Genomic DNA, 3,067 nt, shown 5'->3' with positions numbered 1-3,067 from the left:
ACTGGGAGTCCCTACACTAGCTGCTATGGCGTCACTGATCATTGGATCGATGATTATTGGCTGGCTCCTGGGTGGGCCGCAGCGGGAGAACCGCAGGATCCTCGCAACCGGTACCAGTATGCGCAATGTCGGATTGTGTGCCGTGATCGCCATCGAGAGCTTTCCCGGTACAAAAGTTGATATTGCTCTTGTGGCATTCAGTGCTCTGATGGTTACTCCAAATTCATTGTTGCTGTTCTACGAAAACTATAGAAAGAAGCGGAGAGAAGCGCTAACCGTCGTGTCCTGAATAAAGTTCGCTCCAGCGTCGGGCGAACACACACCATCGAATGACTAAGCTGCTTTAGGCGCGTTGAGTCTTCCTTCTCACAATCTCATGAGCCGCAACCCAAGCTTGTTGGAACGAGCCTCCGATGCTTGCGCTGGCCCCAAATACGCTCTCTTCACCAATTACCTGCATCAGCCCCGTACGCTCAAGTGCGCGCCTCACTGATGGTTCGACTCCAAATAGCATGAGCTTGTTTCCCCTTGCTTGAAGGCGGCGGAGGTACCGTTCCAGCATTGCAACTGCGCTGCTCGTTATAGATTCGCGTCCGCGCAGACCGAAGATGACAATGGAATTCTCGGCATTTTCCGGGGCAGGTAGAGCGGCTTCGAGCGTGTAGACCGCGGCAAAGAAGGCGTTCCCATAGGCGTGCAGCGCTACTACTGAATCACTCGGCAACTGAGCGGGTGCTGCGACTTCCTGAAAATCACCATCTCCCGACCGCACGATTTGGACAAGGCGGACCTTGGTCGAGGATGAATAGATGTAGACCAGGAGGGTTAGCCCTACGCCCGCGAGGATCGCCCAGTGCAGTGGAATTAGCAGGGTAAGAACAAAAGTGGCCACCATTGCGGCTCGCTCCGCAATATGCGTATTCCAAACTTTGGCGATCCGGTCAGGATTCAGAACACCTATACCGATAGAAATAAGCAACCCAGCCAAGCCTGCCATCGGGACAAGTTCTGCAAAACCAGCAAATGTCAGCAGAACAATTCCGAGAACAACGCCGGCGAAAATGTTTGCCCATCTGCTTCTGGCACCCGCGCTGATGCTTGTGGCAGTTCGCGAGATCGAACCGCCGGCTGGCATTCCCTGGAAGAAACCGCCTATCAAATTCGCTGCTCCCTGGGCAACAAAATCGCTTGATGCGTCCGCCATGGTTCCATCTGGTTCCGGATAATTTTGTGATACGCCGGCTGCCACACTCAGTCCCAACACCGCTAACGACAGAGCAGGTATCAACAACTGCGGAATCATTCGCAAGTCAGGTAGTACCGGGGATGGCAGACCCCTGGGGATCCGTGAAAGCGCTCCAACAAGCTCCACAGAATTCCAGTGCGGAACGAAGACACCCAATGTGGCGGCCAGAAGAGCGACCACGAGCGCGACGGCTTTCAAGCGAGTATGTTGCAGGACAACAATAAGGCCCAGTGTGAAGAGTCCGACAAGAGTTGTGTGGAAGTCCACCTGATTTAGATGAAGCAGCCAGTTCCAAGTTCTCACGAAAATATTTCCTGACACTTGTCCCTTGTACCCAGTCAGCTTTTGCAGCTGTCCAAGAACCAGCAGAACTCCCACGCCAGCGATAAATCCGGTGGTCACGCAATGGGAAATAAAGCGAGTTACTCTGCCAAATTTCAGCAGTCCCAACGCCAGCTGAATCACGCCGATCAAGAAAGTCAACGTGAACAGAGCCCGCGCGGCAGATTCAGGCTCGAATGCGGCTAGGATGCCGCCGGTTGGCATGGCCAGCTCATTGGTCACCGTTATGACGATGAATGAGGAACCTGCGAGGAGCCCGCCAATCACTGGCGCAAAAACGCCGGTATACAGTCCGTATATCGGGCTCACACCTGCTACGAGCGCATACGCCATCCCTTGGGGAATATAGGAGAAAGCACTCGTGACTCCGGCCATCAAGTCCGGGAGCACGTTCGCGTGGCTTACTCTCAAACGATCCAGCATGATCCCATGGCGCGTCATCCCGTTTGCGCCAGTAGATGCGCCAGTTTTCGTCAATCAAAGTGCGGATTTCAGGTGTGCGAGCAGTGCCTGGCGCAAGTGCAAAGATGCCGCGATCTGCCTTGGTCCGCGTCTTATCTTGTTGTCAGATTTTGAGTGCCGCGGATTGCGAGTCTCTGCCACACTCGCTGCAGTTTCAAGACGATGCTCTTGAGATCGGAAACGAGTAGCACGCAACCAGGCTGCCTCCCGGAGTAACCAACCATCGTAGCCATTCTTGAGTCTCCTTATCTGCCTTTTTCCATATCCTTCGCCGAAAACTCGCCGCGAAGAAGACGCCCTTATGAGGCCGCAAGTCCCACGAACGGTTATGCGATTCCGCAGGAACGAAGGACGACGCCTCCAGAAGGCTAACAATCGCGGCTCGCAGAACGAAACTGGTAGAAGTACTAGGTTCTAAACGAAATCCCCATGGCGGCGCGTGCCCACGGACTTGCCTCCTCTCGGCTTCTAACCTCCGCATACTTGAAGCAAGCCAACCTCATTGCGGTTTTGGGACATCTTTAAGGTTACTTTTGTGCAAACGTCGACGGGGAGTTACTTGCACAAGCGGTCACCGTCGGCAAGAATTTAGGCATACGGGAAGCGCAAGGAGGCACATACGCCTCAAGTGACGATCAAGACCGGTATTGCGGGTCCAGATGGCCGCGAAGAAGAGCTATCCGAGTATTTGTGTGATTGGCCAGGCTGCCCGAATATCGCAGCACATGTGCTGGGTTGCGTAAAAGAATTAGGTCTTTCCGTGGCAGTTTGCGATCAGCATGCGAGGACAAGTCGCAATGCAGGTCATTGAATGAGACCGTCCGTAAGCGGGCTTTCCCGGCCTACGGACGGTGTTGTTGCTTAAGGCTAGCGACGGCCTACTGCCTGGCCATGGCCAGGTTCAGCCGTTCCTCCGGAGTGATGAAGTGATCGTGGACGTCCTTGCCCAGGTCGATCTGCACCCAGTTGATCTTCCCGTTAAAGACGCTGGTATTGCGGGTGTAGTCTGAGCTCACC

At 54.4% G+C, this 3,067-nt stretch carries 2 protein-coding genes; one reads left to right on the top strand and one right to left on the bottom strand.

Features of this window, described 5'->3' with window-relative positions; genetic code table 11:
• Positions 1–289: hypothetical protein (locus tag VK738_10965; GenBank protein ID HTD23167.1), on the top strand; the 289-nt coding region annotated here is incomplete at its 5' end.
• Between the two features lie 54 nt (positions 290–343).
• Here the strand turns inward: VK738_10965 and VK738_10960 are convergent.
• Positions 344–1,963 carry a SulP family inorganic anion transporter gene (locus VK738_10960; GenBank protein ID HTD23166.1) on the bottom strand — a complete coding sequence of 540 codons (1,620 nt, stop codon included), beginning with the start codon at positions 1,961–1,963 and terminating at the stop codon, positions 344–346.
• Between the last annotated feature and the right edge of the window lie 1,104 nt (positions 1,964–3,067).

This window comes from Terriglobales bacterium (assembly GCA_035487355.1).
Classification (GTDB): domain Bacteria; phylum Acidobacteriota; class Terriglobia; order Terriglobales; family Acidobacteriaceae; genus QIAW01.
The sequence above is the reverse complement of the archived record's forward strand: the minus strand, read 5'-3'. Positions and strand labels throughout refer to the sequence as shown.

Excerpts from the sequence above, each read along its gene's own strand:
- VK738_10960 (HTD23166.1), bottom strand. The coding sequence starts at position 1,963 with ATGGCCGGAGTCACGAGTGCTTTCTCCTATATTCCCCAAGGGATGGCG.